Annotated in this window: 14 protein-coding genes, 3 tRNA genes, 3 rRNA genes and 1 pseudogene; 7 read left to right on the top strand and 14 right to left on the bottom strand. The window is 61.5% G+C overall.

All coding sequences use genetic code 11. The features are described from left to right. The first annotated feature begins 158 nt into the window (after positions 1-158). The gene (locus tag METUNV2_RS0112455; RefSeq protein WP_018229807.1) at positions 159-1067 is read left to right on the top strand and encodes an NAD(P)-dependent methylenetetrahydromethanopterin dehydrogenase; all 909 of its coding nucleotides are present in this window, start codon (positions 159-161) and stop codon (positions 1065-1067) included. Positions 1068-1266: 199 nt separating this feature from the next. Further along, positions 1267-1387: pseudogene (locus METUNV2_RS20140) on the top strand (transposase); the annotation flags it as partial. A gap of 100 nt (positions 1388-1487) precedes the next feature. Here METUNV2_RS20140 and rrf read toward each other — a convergent pair. From rrf to serS, 7 genes are all read right to left on the bottom strand, one after another. Further along, positions 1488-1601: ribosomal RNA gene (rrf, locus tag METUNV2_RS0112465) — 5S ribosomal RNA — on the bottom strand. Positions 1602-1734: 133 nt separating this feature from the next. Beyond that, positions 1735-4623 (bottom strand): 23S ribosomal RNA (locus tag METUNV2_RS0112470). A gap of 285 nt (positions 4624-4908) precedes the next feature. Continuing rightward, positions 4909-4984, bottom strand: a tRNA-Ala gene (locus METUNV2_RS0112475). A gap of 21 nt (positions 4985-5005) precedes the next feature. Then, positions 5006-5082 (bottom strand) — tRNA-Ile (locus tag METUNV2_RS0112480). A gap of 120 nt (positions 5083-5202) precedes the next feature. Beyond that, positions 5203-6735: ribosomal RNA gene (locus tag METUNV2_RS0112485) — 16S ribosomal RNA — on the bottom strand. Together the 16S, 23S and 5S rRNA genes with 3 tRNA genes alongside form the textbook arrangement of a ribosomal RNA operon. A 453-nt stretch (positions 6736-7188) precedes the next feature. Then, positions 7189-7278 (bottom strand) — tRNA-Ser (locus METUNV2_RS0112490). Between the two features lie 117 nt (positions 7279-7395). After that, a complete protein-coding gene (gene serS / locus METUNV2_RS0112495) occupies positions 7396-8676 on the bottom strand; it encodes a serine--tRNA ligase (protein WP_018229808.1) in 1281 nt (426 codons plus the stop codon). Positions 8677-8811: 135 nt separating this feature from the next. On the opposite strand from serS, the gene METUNV2_RS0112500 reads away from it, so the two are divergent. Further along, positions 8812-9078 (top strand): hypothetical protein, encoded by a 267-nt coding sequence (locus METUNV2_RS0112500; RefSeq protein ID WP_018229809.1) that lies wholly within the window; start codon positions 8812-8814, stop codon positions 9076-9078. A gap of 150 nt (positions 9079-9228) precedes the next feature. Here METUNV2_RS0112500 and METUNV2_RS0112505 read toward each other — a convergent pair whose 3' ends face one another. The 4 genes from METUNV2_RS0112505 to METUNV2_RS0112520 all read right to left on the bottom strand — a co-directional run bounded on the left by METUNV2_RS0112505 (position 9229) and on the right by METUNV2_RS0112520 (position 14257). Further along, positions 9229-10575: a replication-associated recombination protein A gene (locus METUNV2_RS0112505; RefSeq protein ID WP_018229810.1), complete on the bottom strand. Its 1347-nt coding sequence runs from the start codon at positions 10573-10575 to the stop codon at positions 9229-9231. Positions 10576-10616: 41 nt separating this feature from the next. Next, complete coding sequence (gene lolA / locus METUNV2_RS0112510) at positions 10617-11258, bottom strand: outer membrane lipoprotein chaperone LolA (protein WP_018229811.1); 642 nt, start codon at positions 11256-11258, stop codon at positions 10617-10619. Beyond that, positions 11255-13486 (bottom strand): DNA translocase FtsK, encoded by a 2232-nt coding sequence (locus METUNV2_RS0112515; RefSeq protein WP_018229812.1) that lies wholly within the window; start codon positions 13484-13486, stop codon positions 11255-11257. Before METUNV2_RS0112515 ends, lolA begins: the two co-directional genes overlap by 4 nt. Before the next feature lie 147 nt (positions 13487-13633). Next, positions 13634-14257 (bottom strand): Crp/Fnr family transcriptional regulator, encoded by a 624-nt coding sequence (locus METUNV2_RS0112520; RefSeq protein WP_008062880.1) that lies wholly within the window; start codon positions 14255-14257, stop codon positions 13634-13636. Between the two features lie 345 nt (positions 14258-14602). Here METUNV2_RS0112520 and trxB point away from each other — a divergent pair, with 345 nt between their 5' ends. Then, on the top strand, positions 14603-15559 hold the full coding sequence (gene trxB, locus METUNV2_RS0112525) for a thioredoxin-disulfide reductase (protein ID WP_018229813.1): 957 nt from the start codon (positions 14603-14605) through the stop codon (positions 15557-15559). 22 nt (positions 15560-15581) lie between these two features. Then, on the top strand, positions 15582-16160 hold the full coding sequence (locus tag METUNV2_RS0112530; protein WP_018229814.1) for a Smr/MutS family protein: 579 nt from the start codon (positions 15582-15584) through the stop codon (positions 16158-16160). A gap of 43 nt (positions 16161-16203) precedes the next feature. On the opposite strand, the gene METUNV2_RS0112535 is transcribed toward METUNV2_RS0112530, so the two are convergent. Beyond that, entirely contained in the window at positions 16204-16542 is a 339-nt protein-coding gene (locus tag METUNV2_RS0112535; protein ID WP_018229815.1) for a P-II family nitrogen regulator, read from the bottom strand. 174 nt (positions 16543-16716) lie between these two features. On the opposite strand from METUNV2_RS0112535, the gene METUNV2_RS0112540 reads away from it, so the two are divergent. Then, complete coding sequence (locus METUNV2_RS0112540) at positions 16717-17259, top strand: heme NO-binding domain-containing protein (RefSeq protein ID WP_026188127.1); 543 nt, start codon at positions 16717-16719, stop codon at positions 17257-17259. Positions 17260-17261: 2 nt separating this feature from the next. After that, positions 17262-18263: an ATP-binding protein gene (locus tag METUNV2_RS19175; protein ID WP_018229817.1), complete on the top strand. Its 1002-nt coding sequence runs from the start codon at positions 17262-17264 to the stop codon at positions 18261-18263. On the opposite strand, the gene METUNV2_RS0112550 is transcribed toward METUNV2_RS19175, so the two are convergent. Both METUNV2_RS0112550 and METUNV2_RS0112555 read right to left on the bottom strand, forming a co-directional pair. After that, positions 18255-19430 carry a sensor histidine kinase gene (locus tag METUNV2_RS0112550; RefSeq protein WP_018229818.1) on the bottom strand — a complete coding sequence of 392 codons (1176 nt, stop codon included), beginning with the start codon at positions 19428-19430 and terminating at the stop codon, positions 18255-18257. The genes METUNV2_RS19175 and METUNV2_RS0112550 overlap by 9 nt on opposite strands. Continuing rightward, the gene (locus METUNV2_RS0112555; RefSeq protein ID WP_008062867.1) at positions 19415-20143 is read right to left on the bottom strand and encodes a response regulator; all 729 of its coding nucleotides are present in this window, start codon (positions 20141-20143) and stop codon (positions 19415-19417) included. The genes METUNV2_RS0112550 and METUNV2_RS0112555 overlap by 16 nt, the downstream gene beginning before the upstream one ends. Between the last annotated feature and the right edge of the window lie 31 nt (positions 20144-20174).

Genomic DNA, 20174 nt, shown 5'->3' on the forward strand with positions numbered 1-20174 from the left:
AGCCTGACAAACAGGCTGCGCTTCAGCCATCGCGCGTCCATCCACGCATTCAAGTTGCCCCACCCCTCGTCGATATGACAGATCTGAAGGTCGGCACCGCTGCACTCCGCGCGGACAGACTTCAGCCACATGCCATGGTGGAAAGAGGAGACAACAAGATGACCCAACGCATACTTTACTTTCTGGTGCCCGGCAGCAACATCAGCCCGTTCGACGTCACCATCGCCGCCGATGCAGGCTTTGATCTAGTGGTCCCGTTGACAGGCATTCGCCCGGAAAACGTCACTGCGTTGGTTCAGGACGCCATATTCTGCCGTCCGCCCAAGCGATTCAACGACACAGGCATATTCATCGGTGGACGTGACGTACATATGGCCACCGATATGTTTCAATCCGCCAAGAGCGCCATGGTTGGCGAATTCCAGGTCGGCGTATTCGCGGATCCAAACGGCGCTTATACGACTTCTGCCGCGGTTGTCGCCTTGGTTGAAAAGGCTGTACGCGAACGCACCGGCACCGGATTGAGCGGACGAACAGTTTCAGTATTCGGACCTGGACCGGTGGGTCTGTGCACGGCCATCCTTGCGGCGCGCCAAGGCGCACGCACTCGACTCTGCCAGCTCACCGCCGACGATGACGCCAAAGCCGCGTTGCGCTTCTGCGAACGTTACCAAGCGCAGATCGAATGGGTGTCTGCAGAAACCCATCGAGACAAAGTGAATATCGTCGCCGACACTGAAATCGCAATCTGCGCAGCTAAAGCCGGCATTCGTATTCTGGACGCAGAAGTGCTTCAGGCTGGTGGCCAGCTCATTGCCTGCGCAGACACCAACGCGGTCCCCCCGTCAGGCATTGAAGGCATAGGCATCAACGACAAGGCCATTCCAACCGACGTTGGTCCCGCCCATTTTCTGAGCATCGGCCCATTGGCTATCGGCAGCCTCAAATACAAGACTCAATTTGGCCTGTATCGGCAGATACAAACCAGTCAGGTCGCCGCGCAGATTGACTTTCCTGAGGCTTACGCCTTCGCGCTGCATGAACTCGCTCGGAGCAATGAGCGCTGAATTTCTTGGTTTAACAGGCTGGTGAAAATCCCGTGCCCTGCCCTCGGGGCGGGATTTGAGGCAAACTCCCGCCCCGAATCGTCTTCCTGTTTTCCCGATTTCTCATGCGTATGCAAGAGAATCCCCAGTGCATCGATGCTCAGCGACGTGAGCCTGAAACACCGCTTGCCGAAGGAGCCCCCGATGCGCACCCTGCGTGCGCTCGTCGATTCCACTCGAACAATTGCTGCGTACGCTGCTAGTGCAGATACTTGTCCGAGATCCGCAGCGAACGCCAGCTCGTCGAACTGCTCGACTACAACCTGCTGTTCCGCTGGTTCGGCTTGATGTAGTCGTAGGTGCTATCTGGATGCGTGTTTGATTCGCACAAACACGAACGCCCGATCACTGATGAGTGATCGGGCGTTGTGTTGTTGGGTAGCCTGGCGCTGACCTACTTTCGCGAGCGGATTGCTCACTATCATTGGCGCGGCTGCGTTTCACGGTCCTGTTCGGGATGGGAAGGGGTGGTTCCACAGCGCTATGGGCACCAGGCTGAAGCTTTGTCATGGAGGCGCGAGGTGCATCGGGCCGCCATGTGGAAGAAGTAAAGGATTGGGGTGATTGTGTGCGCGAGGCACTTTTGATCACCGGTGCTGTTTCAACGATTTGTTGAGCACACGGTTATAGGGTCAAGCCGCACGGGCAATTAGTACTGGTTAGCTTAATGCATTACTGCACTTCCACACCCAGCCTATCAACGTGGTGGTCTTCCACGACCCTTCAGGGGGATCGAGTCCCCGGGAAGTCTCATCTTGAGGCGAGTTTCGCGCTTAGATGCTTTCAGCGCTTATCTCTTCCATACTTAGCTACCCGGCGATGCCACTGGCGTGACAACCGGTACACCAGAGGTATGTCCACTCCGGTCCTCTCGTACTAGGAGCAGGCCCCCTCAAACTTCCAGCGCCCACGGCAGATAGGGACCAAACTGTCTCACGACGTTTTAAACCCAGCTCACGTACCACTTTAAATGGCGAACAGCCATACCCTTGGGACCGGCTACAGCCCCAGGATGTGATGAGCCGACATCGAGGTGCCAAACTCCGCCGTCGATGTGAACTCTTGGGCGGAATCAGCCTGTTATCCCCAGAGTACCTTTTGTCCGTTGAGCGATGGCCCTTCCATACAGAACCACCGGATCACTATGTCCTGCTTTCGCACCTGCTCGACGTGTCAGTCTCGCAGTCAAGCTCGCTTTTGCCATTGCACTTTAGGTACGATGTCCGACCGTACCAAGCGAACCTTCGAACTCCTCCGTTACCTTTTAGGAGGAGACCGCCCCAGTCAAACTGCCTGCCATGCACGGTCCCCGACCCGGATTCACGGGCCTAGGTTAGAACCTCAACGACACCAGGGTGGTATTTCAAGGATGGCTCCTCGTGATCTGGCGACCACGTCTCACAGCCTCCCACCTATCCTACACAAGTCCCGTCAAAGTCCAATGCAAAGCTACAGTAAAGGTTCATGGGGTCTTTCCGTCTAGCCGCGGGGAGATTGCATCTTCACAAACATTTCAACTTCGCTGAGTCCCAGGAGGAGACAGTGTGGCCATCGTTACGCCATTCGTGCAGGTCGGAACTTACCCGACAAGGAATTTCGCTACCTTAGGACCGTTATAGTTACGGCCGCCGTTTACCGGGGCTTCGATCAAGAGCTTGCACCCCATCACTTAACCTTCCGGCACCGGGCAGGCGTCACACCCTATACGTCCACTTTCGTGTTTGCAGAGTGCTGTGTTTTTATTAAACAGTCGCAGCCACCGATTCTCTGCGACCCCGTTTGGCTCCATCCGCGAGGGATTTTACCTACTAGGGGCATACCTTCTCCCGAAGTTACGGTATCAATTTGCCGAGTTCCTTCTCCTGGGTTCTCTCAAGCGCCTGAGAATTTTCATCCTGCCCACCTGTGTCGGTTTGCGGTACGGTCAATCCATGACTGAAGCTTAGAGGCTTTTCCTGGAAGCGTGGTATCTAGCACTTCAGAGCACGTGGCTCCTCGTCATCACATCTCGGCTAAGCCGCGCGGATTTGCCTACGCAGCACGCCTACCTGCTTAAACCGGGACTTCCAACACCCGGCTGCTATAACCTTCTCCGTCCCCCCATCGCATCATGGACTGGTACAGGAATATTGACCTGTTTCCCATCGACTACGCCTTTCGGCCTCGCCTTAGGAGCCGACTCACCCTACGCCGATGAACGTTGCGTAGGAAACCTTGGGCTTTCGGCGAGCGGGCCTTTCACCCGCTTTATCGCTACTCATGTCAGCATTCGCACTTCTGATATCTCCAGCATCCGTTACCAGACACCTTCGCAGACTTACAGAACGCTCCCCTACCATATGTCTTACGACATATCCGCAGCTTCGGCTCGTGGCTTGAGCCCCGTTACATCTTCCGCGCAGGACGACTCGACCAGTGAGCTATTACGCTTTCTTTAAAGGATGGCTGCTTCTAAGCCAACCTCCTGGCTGTCTATGCCTTCCCACCTCGTTTTCCACTTAGCCACGCATTGGGGGCCTTAGCTGGCGGTCTGGGTTGTTTCCCTCTTGACGATGGACGTTAGCACCCACCGTCTGTCTCCCATGCTCGCACTTCTCGGTATTCGGAGTTTGCTATGGCGGGGTAGATCGCAATGACCCCCCCCAACCATTACAGTGCTCTACCCCCGAGAGTGATACATGAGGCACTACCTAAATAGTTTTCGGGGAGAACCAGCTATTTCCAAGTTTGTTTAGCCTTTCACCCCTATCCACAGCTCATCCCCTAATTTTTCAACATTAGTGGGTTCGGACCTCCAGTACCTGTTACGGCACCTTCATCCTGGCCATGGATAGATCACTTGGTTTCGGGTCTACGCCCAGCAACTGAATCGCCCTATTCAGACTCGCTTTCGCTACGCCTCCCCTATTCGGTTAAGCTCGCTACTGAACGTAAGTCGCTGACCCATTATACAAAAGGTACGCAGTCACCCCTTTCGAGGCTCCCACTGTTTGTATGCATGCGGTTTCAGGATCTATTTCACTCCCCTCCCGGGGTTCTTTTCGCCTTTCCCTCACGGTACTGGTTCACTATCGGTCGATCACGAGTATTTAGCCTTGGAGGATGGTCCCCCCATCTTCAAACAGGATTTCACGTGTCCCGCCCTACTTGTCGCACGCTCAGACCCGCCATCTACTTTTCGCATACGGGACTATCACCCTGTATCGTCGGACTTTCCAGACCGTTTTGCTAAGTAAATGGTTTAGTCGTGCAGGCTACTCCCAGTTCGCTCGCCACTACTTTGGGAATCTCGGTTGATTTCTGTTCCTCGAGCTACTTAGATGTTTCAGTTCGCTCGGTTCGCTTCCTCTGGCCTATGTATTCAGCCAGGGATGACCCTTACGGGCCGGGTTTCCCCATTCGGACATCTGCGGATCAAAGCTTCATTGCCAGCTCCCCGCAGCTTTTCGCAGGCTTGCACGTCCTTCATCGCCTGTGATCGCCAAGGCATCCACCACATGCACTTATTCACTTGACCCTATAACGCTGTGCTCGACTTGCGTCTCACACCGCACTACAGGATAGTTCTCAAGCGCTCGCGCTATCTATCCCACCGCTGGTTCAAAGTGGTGGGACGATGCAATCACTACCCATGAGATGCCAGCGCGGTTGAAACGCTGACATCCCTTTACTTCTTCCAAATTTTTAAAGATCAAACTTCGCACCCTTGCGGGTGAGGTCTGGGCAGCATTTCTGCACCCCACGCCTCACACTCAAAGCTACGGCAACAAGTACAGCCGACATCCCGGCCAGAACCAGATGGTGGTGGAGGATGACGGGATCGAACCGACGACCCCCTGCTTGCAAAGCAGGTGCTCTCCCAGCTGAGCTAATCCCCCTATGCCCTCATTCAGGCAATCTGGTGGGTCTGGTTGGGTTCGAACCAACGACCCCCGCCTTATCAAGACGGTGCTCTAACCAGCTGAGCTACAGACCCGGTCTTTCCAGGGTCGGGTGCTCACTGCGGAATCAGCATCTCTGCCTCTCCCGAGCTCCTTGCCCTTGTTGCTTCTATAACAGCCGATAGGTTGTGGACACGTCGCAGTCGTGACTCTAGAAAGGAGGTGATCCAGCCGCACCTTCCGATACGGCTACCTTGTTACGACTTCACCCCAGTCATGAATCTCACCGTGGCGACCGCCCCCCTTACGGTTAGGCTAGCCTCTTCTGGTGAAACCCACTCCCATGGTGTGACGGGCGGTGTGTACAAGACCCGGGAACGTATTCACCGCGGCATGCTGATCCGCGATTACTAGCGATTCCGACTTCACGCAGTCGAGTTGCAGACTGCGATCCGGACTACGATCGGCTTTCTGGGATTGGCTCCACCTCGCGGCTTGGCAACCCTCTGTACCGACCATTGTATGACGTGTGAAGCCCTACCCATAAGGGCCATGAGGACTTGACGTCATCCCCACCTTCCTCCGGTTTGTCACCGGCAGTCTCATTAGAGTGCTCTTGCGTAGCAACTAATGACAAGGGTTGCGCTCGTTGCGGGACTTAACCCAACATCTCACGACACGAGCTGACGACAGCCATGCAGCACCTGTGTTACGGCTCTCTTTCGAGCACCCCCACCTCTCAGCAGGGTTCCGTACATGTCAAGGGTAGGTAAGGTTTTTCGCGTTGCATCGAATTAATCCACATCATCCACCGCTTGTGCGGGTCCCCGTCAATTCCTTTGAGTTTTAATCTTGCGACCGTACTCCCCAGGCGGTCGACTTCACGCGTTAGCTGCGGTACTCAATGAGTCTCCTCACCGAACACCTAGTCGACATCGTTTAGGGCGTGGACTACCAGGGTATCTAATCCTGTTTGCTCCCCACGCTTTCGTGCATGAGCGTCAGTATTGGCCCAGGGGGCTGCCTTCGCCATCGGTGTTCCTCCACATCTCTACGCATTTCACTGCTACACGTGGAATTCCACCCCCCTCTGCCATACTCTAGCTGTGCAGTCACAAGCGCAGTTCCCAGGTTAAGCCCGGGGATTTCACACCTGTCTTACACAACCGCCTGCGCACGCTTTACGCCCAGTAATTCCGATTAACGCTCGCACCCTACGTATTACCGCGGCTGCTGGCACGTAGTTAGCCGGTGCTTCTTCTTCAGGTACCGTCATTAGCAAGCTATGTTAGAGCTCACCGTTTCGTTCCTGCCGAAAGAGCTTTACAACCCGAAGGCCTTCTTCACTCACGCGGAATGGCTGGATCAGGGTTGCCCCCATTGTCCAAAATTCCCCACTGCTGCCTCCCGTAGGAGTCTGGGCCGTGTCTCAGTCCCAGTGTGGCTGATCATCCTCTCAGACCAGCTACAGATCGTTGCCTTGGTAGGCCTTTACCCCACCAACTAGCTAATCTGACATCGGCCACTCCAATCGCGCGAGGTCTTGCGATCCCCCGCTTTCTCCCTCAGGACGTATGCGGTATTAGCACTTCTTTCGAAGTGTTATCCCCCACGACTGGGCATGTTCCGATGTATTACTCACCCGTTCGCCGCTCGCCACCAGGGTTGCCCCCGTGCTGCCGCTCGACTTGCATGTGTAAAGCATTCCGCCAGCGTTCAATCTGAGCCAGGATCAAACTCTTCAGTTTAATTCCCAAAACTCGTCAGAATTCACAGGTATAAGCTTTCGCTTAAAACCTTTGATTCGTATGAGCACTTCAATTTAGTTGTCATGCGATCAACCACCGCCCCCAGTCACCCGGAAACGACAGCTGCTCGCCATCTCAACCACAACGTGCCCACACCTATCGGCTGTTTGGTTTGTTAAAGAACGTTCGCTGCGTCGCGCTGTTTGTTTCGCTGCAGCAGAGAAACGAGACTATAGCGACGTTTTCTTCGTTGCGCAAGCTTTTTTGAAAACTTTTTGCAACGCACTCGACGCCGAGTGAAGAGGCCCGCGTTTCTCTACGTGTTCGATATCGCACTGCGTCATCGAACCCGGGCCACCCTGCTTTCAAACCACTTGCCAACCGGCCCGCATCACGGGCCTCAGAAAAGAATCGGCCCGCATGTCCCGAGGGCTGTGCGGGCCGTCCTGAATCTGGCGGAGAGGGTGGGATTCGAACCCACGGTAGACTTGCGCCTACGCCTGATTTCGAGTCAGGTACATTCGACCACTCTGCCACCTCTCCGGGTTACTGCACGACTTCGTGGTCTCGAAGCGGCGCGCAGTATAGCACCGGGCAACAGCGAATTGCTACTTCCTGTAGCGAATCGCTACTACGTAGCTTTCCTGCGCCCCCAGTGCTTCAGGCACAAATGCGGTCGACACCCGCCATCCACGGACGCAGCGCCTCCGGCACAACGACCGAGCCATCCGCCTGCTGGTAGTTCTCCAGGATGGCCACAAGCGTGCGGCCGACGGCCAGACCGGAGCCATTCAGCGTATGCAGGACTTCGTTCTTGCCCTGTTCGTTCTTGAAGCGTGCCTGCATGCGGCGCGCCTGGAAGGTTTCAAAGTTCGAGCAGGACGAGATTTCGCGATAGGTGTTCTGCGCCGGCAGCCAGACTTCGAGATCGTAGGTCTTGGCCGCCCCAAAACCCATATCGCCAGTACACAACGCAATCTTGCGGTACGGCAGTTCGAGTCTGCGCAGGATGGTTTCGGCGTGACCGGTCAGCTCTTCCAGCGCAGCCCAAGAGCGGTCCGGCGTCACGATCTGCACCAGCTCGACCTTGTCGAACTGGTGCTGACGAATCATGCCGCGCGTGTCCCGACCGTACGAACCTGCTTCCGAACGGAAGCACGGCGTGTGGCAGACAAATTTGAGCGGGAGCGCCGATGCCGCCTGCACGGTATCGCGCACGATATTGGTGACCGGCACTTCCGCGGTCGGAATCAGATAGAACTTTCCGCCGTCTCCACGAGGCACCGCGAACAGGTCTTCTTCAAACTTCGGCAGCTGGCCGGTCCCGAACATGCTCTCCGCGTTGACCATATAAGGTGCGTACAACTCGGTGTAGCCGTGTTCGGTGGTGTGCGTATCGAGCATGAACTGGGCAAGCGCCCGGTGCATGCGTGCAATGCCGGCACGCAGCAGCGTGAAACGGGCGCCGCTGATCTTGGTCGCGGTCTCGAAATCGAGACCACCCAGCGCGGTACCGACATCCACGTGGTCCTTCACTTCGAAATCGAAACTGCGCGGCGTGCCCCATCGCAGCACCTCGAGGTTATCCGCCTCGGACCTGCCGACCGGCACCGATTCGTGTGGCAGGTTGGGCAGAGAGGCAACGAAGCCCTGAATATCGGTCAGCAACGCGGCAAGACGTTCTTCGCCCGCCTTCAGCGCATCTCCCAGGCCAGCGACTTCGGCCATCACTGCCGAGGTGTCTTCGCCCTTGGCCTTCAACTGGCCGATCTGTTTGGAGGCGGCATTACGCTTGGCCTGCAGATCCTGGGTTTCGGTCTGGATGCGCTTGCGTTCGGATTCCAGCGCCTCAAAGCGGGCAACGTCGAGCACGAAACCCCGGGTGGCAAGGCGTTCCTGAACGAAGGCAAGCTGGCTGCGCAGCAGTTGGGCGTCTAGCATGAAAAGAACCTGTGGCTGATGGAACGGGAGCCTGCCCTGAACCTTTCAGAGCGAGCTTTGCAACGTAAAATTCTAACAGCGCGCCGTGCTCCGGGCGTTATAGTCACCCTGCCTCGCAACTTTCAAGCAAATGTCATGCTGTCACTTCGCGACTGTCTTGATCACAGCAATCTGAGCGAACTGGAAGTCGGTGTGCTTGCCGACTACACCGGTCTTTCGCCGATGCTGGCAGCCACGCTGGCCGGTGCGATGCTGCAGAGCGATGGCGGCGCGGACCTCATGCTGCGCCTCCTGCAGGACGCGGAGAAGCAGGCGGCCCAGCGCCTCAACATGGACGAACGTGCTCGCACCCGGGCGGCAGTAGAGCGCTTCTGCGCAGTACACAAGCCGGATCTGCACTGAACCGGTTCAGTTTGCGCGGCACAGGCAGTTCGCTGCATCGCAGGCTCGATCAAGCGCAGGCAGGTACGCCGCCTGCCCGCAGACGACGCGTCGAGGGCCTGGCAAGGAATGAGGCTCAGTCTGCGGGCGCCAATCTGGCCGCCAGACAGATCAGTCGCCCTTTGCCTTGCGGTCCTGTTCTCGCAGCCAGTTCAGTTTTTCGGCAATCTTCGCTTCCATGCCGCGATCGGTCGGGCGATACCACTGCACATCCTTCATGCCGTCCGGGAGGTAGCGCTCGCCGGCGGCGTAGCCCCCCTCCTCGTCATGCGCGTAGCGGTACTCGGCGCCAAACCCCATGTTCTTCATAAGCTTGGTCGGCGCATTGCGCAGATGCAACGGCACCGGGCGTGAACCGTCATCGGCAACGAAGCGACGCGCTTCGTTATAGGCCGCATAGACCGCATTCGACTTGGCAGCGCAAGCGAGGAAAATCACCGCCTGAGCCAGCGCAAGTTCGCCCTCCGGCGATCCCAGGCGCTCATAGGTCTGGCAGGCCTGCAGTGATATTTCGAGGGCGCGGGGATCGGCCAGACCGATGTCCTCGACCGCCATGCGCACGATGCGCCGGCCCAGATAGAGCGGATCCGCGCCGCCGTCGAGCATGCGTACGAACCAGTACAGCGCGGCATCCGGATTGGAGCCGCGCACCGACTTGTGCAGCGCCGAAATCTGGTCGTAGAACGCGTCCCCGCCCTTGTCAAAGCGACGCAGATTGCGCGACAGCGTGCTATCGACGAAGGCGGCGGTGACCGGATCAACCTTCGCCGTGCGCGCGGCCGTGCCCAGCTGTTCGAGCAGGTTCAGCAGCTTGCGCGCATCACCATCAGCGAAGCCGATCAGCCGCGTGCGCGCGTCCTCGTCGAAGTTCAGGCCGCCGAGCGCGCTGTCGCGGGCACGTTCGAACAGCGTCACCATCTCGTCTTCATTCAGGCTCTGCAGGACGTAGACGGAAGCACGCGACAGCAGCGCCGAATTGACTTCGAAACTCGGATTCTCGGTGGTGGCGCCGATGAAGGTGACCACGCCCGATTCGACATAGGGCAGGAAGGCGTCCTGCTGCGCCTTGTTGAAGCGGTGCACCTCGTCGACGAACAGGATGGTGCGTCGCCCGGTGTTGGCGGCCACTGTCTCGGCACGCTGCATCGCCTCGCGGATGTCCTTCACGCCGGAGAACACCGCCGACAGCGCGGTGAATTCGGCATCGAAGGCGTTCGCCATCAGCCGCGCCAGCGTGGTCTTGCCAACGCCCGGCGGGCCCCACAGGATCATCGAGTGCGGAATGCCGGATTCGAAAGCAAGCCGCAGCGGCTTGCCCGGCCCGAGCAGATGCTGCTGGCCGATCACCTCGTCCGGCGTCTTCGGACGCAGCAATTCGGCCAGAGGCGCGTTGGCTGACGTCCGGACCTCGGTCGCGGTTGAGGCAGCGCGCGCGGGTGAAGCCGGCTCGTCCGGCATGCCGAAAAGATCAGTCACTGCAGATCACTCGCTGCCCGGGGTCACTTCTTCGCGTCGTCGCTGATCACGTCGGCGCCTGCAGGCGGCGTAAAGCGGAACTGCGCAGGGTCGATGGCCGGATTGCGCTCGAAGGCGGTGAAACGCAGCTTCGTCGTCTGACCGAAACTGTCGCGCAGCACCATGCCGCGCAGCAGGCCCTCCTTGAAGCCGATGCGCACCGCCTCGAATCCGCCTTCGGTGGCTTTCGGCTTCGCATCCACCCAGTCCAGACCGTCTTCCGCACCGCCTTCGCTCAGTTCGAAGTTCTTCTCCAGCTCGTTGCGGCCGGCCAGCAGTGCGGCCGGCGTGGACGCCAGCGCATCACCGAGTTTCTTGACCGTGACCTGATTCAGGTCGCGATCATGCACCCACAGCTTTTCGCCGTCGCCGACCAGCAGCTGGTAATAGGGCTTGTCATAGGTCCAGCGGAACTTGCCCGGACGCGAGAAGGCCATGGTGCCGCTGGCGTTCTGCGGCTTGCGGCCGGATTTAGCGGTCACCTGCTGGTCGAAGCTGGCGCGGCCGGACTGCGTGGATTCGACGAAAGCGCGCAGCTGCTCGATCGCGCCGGCGGCAAAGGCCGACACCGGCAGCGCCAGTACGACGGCGGCAATGCAGCTTCGAAAGCGTGAAGTCATGGTCATTCCTCGCGGGCGGGCGCGATCACTTCGCGGCCGCCGGTGGCGTTCATCGGGGTTACCAGACCCGACCGTTCCATCTGTTCGATCAGCCGCGCCGCGCGGTTGTAGCCGATGCGCAGATGACGCTGCACCAGCGAAATGGACGGGCGCCGGGTCTTGAGCACGACTTCGACCGCCTGATCGTACAAAGGGTCCGATTCGCCGTCGGCGCTCCCGCCGCCGGCGCCGTCGAGCGACAGTTCGCCGCCGTCGTCGTCACCGGCGCCACTCAGGATGCCTTCGACGTAATCGGGCGCGCCGGTGGTCTTCAGATGCTCGACCACCTTGTGCACTTCGCCGTCGGCGACGAAAGCGCCATGCACCCGGATCGGCACGCCGGTACCCGGTGCGAGGTAGAGCATGTCGCCCTGCCCCAGCAGCGCTTCGGCGCCCATCTGGTCGAGGATGGTGCGTGAATCGATCTTGCTCGACACCTGGAAGGCGATGCGGGTCGGCACATTGGCCTTGATCAGGCCGGTGATCACATCGACCGACGGACGCTGCGTCGCGAGAATGAGGTGAATGCCGGCCGCGCGCGCCTTCTGCGCCAGGCGGGCAATCAGTTCCTCGATCTTCTTGCCGGCCACCATCATCAGGTCGGCCAGTTCGTCGATGACGACCACGATCATCGGCATGGTCGACAGCGGCTCCGGCGTTTCCGGCGTGATCGAGAACGGATTGGTCAGCGGCGTGCCAGCCTTTTCAGCGTCGGCGATCTTGCTGTTGTAACCGGCCAGATTGCGCACGCCCATCGCCGACATGAGCTTGTAGCGGCGGTCCATTTCGCCGACGCACCAGTTCAGCGCGTTGGCGGCGTGCCGCATGTCGGTCACTACCGGCGCCAGCAGATGCGGAATGCCTTCATAGACCGACAGTTCCAGCATTTTCGGGTCGACCATGATGAGCCGCACCTTGCTCGGGTCCGCCTTGTACAGCAGCGACAGGATCATCGCGTTGATCGCCACCGACTTGCCGGAGCCGGTGGTACCGGCGACCAGCACGTGCGGCATGCGCGCGAGATCGGCCACCATGGGCTGACCGCCGATGTCCTTGCCCAGCGCCATCGTGAGCGGGCTGGCCATGTCGTGATAGACCGCGGAGCCGAGGATTTCCGACAGCCGCACGATCTGCCGCCGGGTATTCGGAATTTCCAGCCCCATGCAGGTCTTGCCGGGGATGGTTTCGACCACGCGTATGCTCATGACCGACAGCGCGCGCGCCAGATCCTTCACCAGATTGACGATCTGGCTGCCCTTCACGCCGGTCGCCGGTTCGATTTCGTAGCGCGTGATGACCGGGCCCGGATAGGCCGCCAGCACCTTCACCTCGACGTTGAAGTCGGCCAGCTTGCGTTCGATCTGGCGGGAAATCAGTTCCAGCGACTCCGGGCTGGGCGGCTCGACCTCGTGCTTGGCTTCGTCCAGCAGCGCCAGCGGCGGCAGCGAACCCGGCAGATCGGCAAACAGCGTCTGCTGGCGTTCCTTCTCCACCCGTTCCGACTTCTGCACCTCGACTTCCGGCACCTCGATGCGTACGGGTTCGCGCCGGCGGGTCGGCTTGCGGCGCTCGGCCTCGACCACCGCCTCACGCTGTTCCGCCACCTGTTCGCCGATGCGGCGGTCGCGCCAGCGAATCACCGCGTGCAGTGCCGCGAACCAGCCGGTTTCAAGACCGTTGCCTACCCGCTCGGCCGCGCGCAGCCAGGTCACCCCGGTCATCGCGCTCAGGCCGACGCACAGCGTGACCAGCAGCAGCAGCGTGCTGCCGGTGAAACCGAAAGCCCCGCTCAGCAACCGCCCGAGTTCCATGCCCACCATGCCGCCCGGACCGACCGGCAGTTCGGCTTTCAGACTGTAGAAACGGATGGCTTCCAGTGCGCAGCTGGCCAGCAGCACAATCAGGAAACCGGCCAGCGCGACGAACAGCGGACGGCGGTCCTCACGACGCTCGGCGCTGCGGGCCAGCCAGACGCAGCCGCCTATCAGCATGGCCACCCACCACCAGGCGGACAGGCCGAACAGGAAAAGCGCCAGATCGGACAGCCAGGCGCCGAAGCGGCCACCCGGGTTGTGCACCTGCTCGACGATGGACGCGTGCGACCAGCCAGGGTCGGCGCGGTCGTAACCGCCCAGCACCATGACCAGATAGAGCGCAAGCGCGCCCAGGATGAGCCACCGTGCTTCGTGCAGCACGGCGGCGATGCGTTCGGGAAGGGGAAGCTGCTGAGCGTCTTTCGCCACAGGGGAAATGGCGCGGGGCCGGGGGAGAAACAAAGCCGGATTATATAAGCGGCACGGGCCGCATCAGCGGCCCGTGTGCATCAGGGGGAAACAGCCGGGTCAGACGGTTTCGAGCCGCTCGCGCAGCAGGATCTTGCCGTTGGTTTCCTCGATCAGGCCCTGCAGGTGCAGGTCCTTCATGACGCGCGACACCATTTCGCGCGACGCACCGATCATCTTGGCGATGTCCTGCTTGGAAATCTTGCGGTTCACCACCTTCTCGCCATTGACCTCGTCGGCCATTTCCAGCAGCAGGCGGGCAACACGGCCATAGACATCCATCAGCGCCAGGCTTTCGATCTTGCGGTCGGCGGTGCGCAGGCGCGCCACCAGATTGCGCATGATGAACATCGACACTTCGAAGTTCTCCTGCAGCACCCGCTTGAAATCGCTCTTGGCGATCACGATGAGATCGCTGGGCACCACGGTCACCACGGTGGCGGAGCGCGGGTTGTCATCCAGCACGCCCATTTCGCCGAACAGTTCGCCCGGGCCGAGCATGGACAGGATGACTTCGCGACCTTCCTCGTCGCTCACCAGCACCTTGAGACTGCCGGAAAGAACCAGATATACGAAATCGGTCTTGTCACCAGCGCGCACCACGATGGAACCACGCGGCACGCGCCGCATGTTCGAAACCTTGGCGATCGGCTCCAGGCTCGCGTCGGCCAGACCGCTGAACATCGAAAACGTCCGCAGAGCGGTAATTGAAACGGGGTGAGCCGTTACCATCAAAAGACCTCCTGATACGGGCATGCCGGATGGGGCAACAGGCTGCGCCGCTTTGAATGGATCGTCGCGCCTGTGGTCGTTGCCGAGGCCGCGTCGCTGCGTGCCTTCAGCCTGATCGAGCCACAAACACTGAAGCGGCCCTGATTATAGGGAGTTTTTCACAGCGGAAACAAACTGACCCATTATCTGTCACCTGTATCGGTCCTGACTCACCCGAACTTGAGCCCGGGCAGCCGATGCAGGCCGGCTCGCTATAATCGCCCGACTCCTTTTCAATACAACGAACGGAATACCGCCATGGCTGTACGTCATTCCCGCCTGCTCATCCTCGGTTCGGGCCCGGCCGGCTATACCGCCGCCGTCTATGCCGCCCGTGCCAACCTCAAGCCGGTGCTGATCACCGGCCTGGCGCAGGGCGGTCAGCTGATGACCACCACCGACGTGGATAACTGGCCGGCGGACGCCGACGGTGTCCAGGGCCCGGACCTGATGTCCCGCTTCCAGCGCCACGCCGAGCGCTTCGAAACCGAAATGGTGTTCGACCACATCCACACCGCGCACCTGAAGGAAAAGCCGATCCGTCTGGTCGGCGACAGTGGCGAGTACACCTGCGACGCACTCATCATCGCCACCGGCGCCAGTGCCAAATACCTCGGCCTGCCGTCGGAAGAGACCTTCGCCGGCAAGGGCGTGTCCGCCTGCGCCACCTGCGACGGCTTCTTCTACCGCAACCAGGACGTGGCGGTGATCGGCGGCGGCAATACCGCGGTCGAAGAGGCGCTCTACCTGTCGAACATCGCGCGCCACGTGACCGTGGTGCATCGCCGCGACAAGTTCAAGTCCGAGAAAATCCTGCAGGACAAGCTGTTCGAAAAGGAAAAGCAGGGCAAGGTCACCATCCGCTGGAACAGCACGCTGGACGAAGTGCTGGGCGACAAGACCGGCGTGACCGGCATGCGCATCAAGTCGACGCAGGACGGCAGCACCGAGGACGTCGCGCTCGCCGGCGTGTTCATCGCCATCGGCCACCAGCCCAACACCCAGCTTTTCGAAGGCCAGCTCGAGATGGAAGGCGGCTATCTGGTGACCCAGGCCGGCCGCAACGGCAATTTCACCGCCACCAGCATTGCCGGTGTGTTCGCGGCCGGCGACGTGCAGGACCACATCTACCGGCAGGCGGTCACCAGCGCCGGCACCGGCTGCATGGCGGCACTGGACGCCGAACGCTACCTGGACAGTCTCGGCCTGGCCTGAGTGCGGTCGCAAGACCCGCTGCATGTCATCGAAGAAGCGGCGCCACCCGAAGGCGCCCGCGCTGCCCAGCGAGGACGACATCGCGCTGTTCCGGCAGGCGGTGGTCGGCGTACAGCCGATCACCACCGACCGCGTCCTGCTTGAGCTTCCGCCGCCGCGCGCCTGGCCTGCGCAGCGCGAAGCCGACGACCTGTCGGTGCTGGCCGAATCGCTGCGCGGCCCGCTGTCCATCGACCTCAGACTTGAGGGGGGCGAAGAGCCTTCCTTCCTGCGCGCCGGACTGACCCGGCAGGTGCTGCGCGACCTGCGCCGCGGCCGCTGGGTGTCACAGGGGCAGATCGACCTGCACGGCGCCACGCGCGACGTGGCACACGACCTTGTGGTCGAATTCCTGCACGACGCTCACCGCCGCGGCATTCGCTGCGTGCGGGTGATACACGGGAAAGGACTGGGATCTCCCGGACGGGAGCCGGTACTGAAAGGACTGGTGCTGCGCTGGCTGATGCACCGGCCGGAGGTGCTCGCCTTCTGTCAGGCCCGGCCGCACGAAGGCGGCGCCGGGGCCCTGATGGTGCTGCTGAAGCCGGCCACGCGCGACTGAGTCAGGCCTTCGCCTGACTGCGCGCCGCCGGCCGCGGCGGAAATCAGATCGCCGCTTCGCCGGCTTCGCCGGTGCGGATGCGGATCACCTGCTCGACCGGCATCACGAAAATCTTGCCATCGCCGATCTTGCCAGTGCGCGCGGCCTTGATGATGGCCTCCACCGCCTGTTCGACCGTCTCGTCGGCCACGATCACCTCGATCTTGATCTTGGGCAGGAAGTCGACCACGTACTCGGCGCCGCGGTACAGCTCGGTATGGCCCTTCTGGCGGCCGAAACCCTTTACCTCGGTGACGGTAAGACCGGTCACACCGACTTCGGACAGACCTTCGCGGACTTCGTCGAGCTTGAACGGCTTGATGATTGCTTCGATTTTCTTCATGGGGCGCTCTCCTCGCTGAGGCGGCGAAGTATAAAGGTTCGAACGCCTCAGAAGGGTGCATATTCGGAAGTGCGCTGCGGCGTCCCACCCGCCACCGGCGCACGGAACACGCACTCAAGCCCCTGTTGTGACAACCGATAACGCTGTTCACGACAAGAGCGCTCGGAGATCCGGATGAAGGGCATGGTGTTTACCGAATTCATCGACATGGTGGAACAGCGCTACACCCCGGAACTGATGGACGAGGTGATCCAGGCGGTCGCGCCACCCAATGGCGGCGCCTACACCGCGGTCGGCCATTACGATCACCGCGAACTGGTGAATATGGTGGTCGAACTGTCGGCCCGCACCGGTGCGCCGGTGTCCGATCTGGTGAAAACCTTCGGTGAGTACCTGTTCGGGCGCTTCCACAAGGGCTACCCCCAGTTGTTTGCCGGCATGAAGGACGCGTTCCAGATGCTGTCCAGCATTGAATCCATCATCCACCCGGAGGTACGCAAGCTCTATCCGGATGCCCGGCCGCCCCATTTCGACATCGGTGGTGACGGCGTCAGGACGCTGGAAATGACCTACCGCTCGGACCGCCATTTCGGCGATCTGGCCGAGGGACTCATCCGCGCCTGCATCGCACATTTCGGCGAACGCATCTCCGTCCGCCGCGAAGACCTGCAGGCAGCGTCCGGCAGCGCGATCCGCTTCACGCTCACGCGTATCTGAACATGAACGAAGAGGAGGTCGCGAAGACGTTGGCGCTCTACGAGCGCCGGCTCACACGCGAACGCACCGCCCGCCAGGAGGCGGAGAAGGTGCTCGAGGACAAGGCACGCGAGCTGTACGCCAGCAACGAGGCGCTGCGCGGGCTCACCGCCACACTGGAGGCACAGGTCGAGGAACGCACCCGCAATCTCGCCGCCGCACTGGAACGGGCGGAACAGGCCGACCGCGCCAAATCGCAGTTCCTGGCCACCATGAGCCATGAAATCCGTACGCCGATGAATGGCGTGATCGGCATGGCCCAGTTGCTCGCGTCGTCCTCGCTCGACGCAGAGCAGACCGCCTATGTCGATACGCTGATCGATTGCGGCAATAACCTGCTCAGCCTGATCAGCGACATCCTCGACTTCAGCAAGATCGAAGCCGGCATGCTGGAGCTCGACCCGCAACCCTGCCTGCTGACCGAACTGCACGAGAGCGTGCTGTCCATCAGCCGGAGCGCAGCGGAAGCGAAAGGGCTCGCACTTGCCGTCGAATCCGCCCTGCCGCCGCATCTGCACATTGAGGTCGATGCGCAGCGGCTGCGTCAGGTGCTGGTGAATCTGGTCGGCAACGCGGTCAAATTCACCCGGCTGGGTCGGGTCACGCTGGGCGTGCGTGCCACCGCGACGGACGACGGGCGCGGTGCGCTGGAATGGGCGGTCAGCGATACCGGCATCGGCATCGCGCCGGACAAGCTGGAGCGGCTGTTCCGCCCGTTCTCGCAGGTCGATGGCTCGGCCACCCGCAGCTATGGCGGCACCGGCCTCGGTCTGGCCATCAGTCAGCGTCTGGTCGGCGCAATGGGCGGCCGCATCGAGGTCGACAGCGAGCCGGGCGCCGGCAGCACCTTTCGCTTCCAGCTCCAGCTGCCGGCCACACCGGCGCCTGCTGCCGACACCGCCGAGGTCCGGCAGCGGGCGGTCAGGCCCGGGCAGACGGTGCCCCGTCCGGGCGCTTCAGGATGAAGACAGCGAGGGCCGCAGCGGCATCGTGATGATGAAGCGTGCGCCGCCGCGTTCCGACGCATCCGCCACCAGCGTGCCGCCCTGACGCACCACCAGCGCATGCGCGATCGACAGACCGAGACCGGATCCGCCGGTGGCCTTCGAGCGCGACCGGTCGGTGCGCATGAAGCGCTGGAACAGATGGCGCCGCGCCTCTTCGGACAACCCCATGCCACCGTCGCTGACTTCGATCAGCGCGTTCCGGCCACCCGCCTCGGCCGCCACCCGCACTCCCAGCCAGCCGCCGTCATGCGCGTGACGCAGCGCGTTCTCGATCAGATTGACCAGCACCTGGCGCATGCGGTCGCGGTCGGCATGCACCCAGGCCTCGTCCAGCTCATGACGGATTTCGGTCGTCATCGCATGCTCCATCAGCCGACCCTCGAAAGTGGCCAGCACCTCGTCGACCAGCGGCACCAGATCCAGCCATTCGAGCTGCATGGACAGCCGGCCGGCATCGGCCAGCGACAGCGTGTGCAGATCCTCGACCAGCCGGCCGAGATGTTCGACCTGATCCAGCAAGGTATGGAACTCGTCCGGCCCGGGCGCGATCACGCCATCGCACAGCGCATGCAGCCGGGCCCGCAGCACGGTCAGCGGCGTGCGCAGTTCGTGCGACACCGCGGCCGCCGTCATCTTGCGTTCGCGTTCGAGCATTTCGAGCGCGTCGGTCATGTGATTGAAGTGGCGCACCATTTCCGCCAGCTCGCCGCGATAGCGGCCGGTGTGCGCCCGCACTGAAAAATCGCCGGTCGCCACCCGCTGCGCCGCTTCGGCCATCGATGCCAGCGGCAGCGTCACCAGCCGCGACACCATGAAGCCGGTCACCAGGCCGACCGGCAGACAGACCAGCAGGCCGATCACCAGCGACCATTTCTCGCCGAACAGGATGTCGCCGGTCCAGTACTCGCCGTAGATCGCCATCGCGCGCGGGCTGTCTTCCAGCCCGGCGCCGTGCAGCGCATCAAGCTCGTGCCGCACCGCTTCCGGCAGGCTTTTCTGGAACTCGCTGTACTCGTGCTGCGCGAACAGGCCCACGCTCACGCTGAGCACCGCCACCGTCACCAGCACCGTGGCGGCGATCCACAGGCCGAAGCGGATCCAGATGCGGTCTAGGCCTCGGGCCACAGGCGGTATCCGATGCTGCGTACGGTTTCGATCAGGTCGCCCAGCCCGGCCTGCTGCAGCTTGCGCCGCAGCTTGCTCAGATGGGAGTCGATGACGCGGTCCATCGCGTCGCTCTCCGGCAGACAGGTTTCGATCAGGTGGCTGCGCGAGAAGCACTGCCGCGGCTGTCGCGCCATGCAGGCGAGCAGCCGGAACTCGGTCAGCGTGAGCGGCAGCGGCAGCTGGTTGCCCTGCTCGTCCTCGACCAGCGCACAGTGCGCGCTCATGTCGACGATCAGCCGCCCGACCCGGATCAGTTCCTTGCGCGCCCCCTCCTCGCGCCGGGCAGAGCGGCGCAGCACCGCGCGCACCCGGGCCACCACTTCGGCCGGACTGAAGGGCTTCACCACGTAGTCGTCGGCGCCCAGCCGCAGGCTGAGCAGCTTGTCCACGTCTTCGGCGCGGGCGGTCACCATGATGACCGGTACCTCACCGGCCGCCCGCACGCTGTTCAGCACGTCGATGCCGTCCATGCCCGGCAGCTGGATGTCGAGCAGCACCAGATCCGGCCGGATGCGCGCGAACATCTGCAGCGCCTCTTCGCCGGACAGGGCATGCACCGCGCGCAGGCCGTCGCGCTTCAGGTAGGCCAGCAGGATTTCGGCGATCGCCGGTTCGTCCTCGACGACCAGGACGAGCTGAGAGGACGGGGACGCATCGTGGGTTGCGGACATCTGCAAACGGACCTCGGCTGCCTGCGCCGAT

The sequence above is a fragment of the Methyloversatilis universalis EHg5 genome (assembly GCF_000378945.1).
GTDB classification, from domain to species: Bacteria; Pseudomonadota; Gammaproteobacteria; order Burkholderiales; family Rhodocyclaceae; genus Methyloversatilis; species Methyloversatilis universalis_A.

Excerpts from the sequence above, each read along its gene's own strand:
- METUNV2_RS0112455 (WP_018229807.1), top strand. The coding sequence starts at position 159 with ATGACCCAACGCATACTTTACTTTCTGGTGCCCGGCAGCAACATCAGC.
- serS (WP_018229808.1), bottom strand. The coding sequence starts at position 8,676 with ATGCTAGACGCCCAACTGCTGCGCAGCCAGCTTGCCTTCGTTCAGGAA.
- METUNV2_RS0112500 (WP_018229809.1), top strand. The coding sequence starts at position 8,812 with ATGCTGTCACTTCGCGACTGTCTTGATCACAGCAATCTGAGCGAACTG.
- METUNV2_RS0112505 (WP_018229810.1), bottom strand. The coding sequence starts at position 10,575 with ATGCCGGACGAGCCGGCTTCACCCGCGCGCGCTGCCTCAACCGCGACC.
- lolA (WP_018229811.1), bottom strand. The coding sequence starts at position 11,258 with ATGACCATGACTTCACGCTTTCGAAGCTGCATTGCCGCCGTCGTACTG.
- METUNV2_RS0112520 (WP_008062880.1), bottom strand. The coding sequence starts at position 14,257 with ATGTTCAGCGGTCTGGCCGACGCGAGCCTGGAGCCGATCGCCAAGGTT.
- trxB (WP_018229813.1), top strand. The coding sequence starts at position 14,603 with ATGGCTGTACGTCATTCCCGCCTGCTCATCCTCGGTTCGGGCCCGGCC.
- METUNV2_RS0112530 (WP_018229814.1), top strand. The coding sequence starts at position 15,582 with ATGTCATCGAAGAAGCGGCGCCACCCGAAGGCGCCCGCGCTGCCCAGC.
- METUNV2_RS0112535 (WP_018229815.1), bottom strand. The coding sequence starts at position 16,542 with ATGAAGAAAATCGAAGCAATCATCAAGCCGTTCAAGCTCGACGAAGTC.
- METUNV2_RS0112540 (WP_026188127.1), top strand. The coding sequence starts at position 16,717 with ATGAAGGGCATGGTGTTTACCGAATTCATCGACATGGTGGAACAGCGC.
- METUNV2_RS19175 (WP_018229817.1), top strand. The coding sequence starts at position 17,262 with ATGAACGAAGAGGAGGTCGCGAAGACGTTGGCGCTCTACGAGCGCCGG.
- METUNV2_RS0112555 (WP_008062867.1), bottom strand. The coding sequence starts at position 20,143 with ATGTCCGCAACCCACGATGCGTCCCCGTCCTCTCAGCTCGTCCTGGTC.